Source organism: Halomonas marinisediminis (genome assembly GCF_004347715.1).
Classification (GTDB): Bacteria; Pseudomonadota; Gammaproteobacteria; order Pseudomonadales; family Halomonadaceae; genus Halomonas; species Halomonas icarae.
In genome coordinates, this window is the sequence record NZ_SLTR01000393.1 from 1 (window position 1) to 278 (window position 278).

Consider the following 278-nt stretch of genomic DNA (forward strand, 5'->3'; position numbering starts at 1 on the left):
CGCGCTCGCCGCCGCTTCCGCCCTGTCCGGCTGCTCCGCCCTCGCCGCTGCCGACGACGACCCCGACACGCTCGTGGTGCACAGCCAGCTCGGCACCACGGCCCCCGGCTCCCCCACCTATCTCTCGGCCCTGGACCGATTCCGCAAGGAGACCGGCCTCAAGGTGCGCAACCTCGTCAACGGCGACGACCTCGCGCAGGTCTACGAGACCTCGCGACTGGCCCGCAAGGAGCCGGACGTCGTCATGGTGAACCTCTACGACAAGACGCTGGCCTGGA

At 70.5% G+C, this 278-nt stretch carries 1 protein-coding gene; it reads left to right on the top strand.

Annotation, left to right across the window (positions count from 1 at the left end; translation table 11 throughout):
- The coding region (locus E0702_RS17130; RefSeq protein WP_205742043.1) for a hypothetical protein at positions 1-278 on the top strand (278 nt) is incomplete at both ends.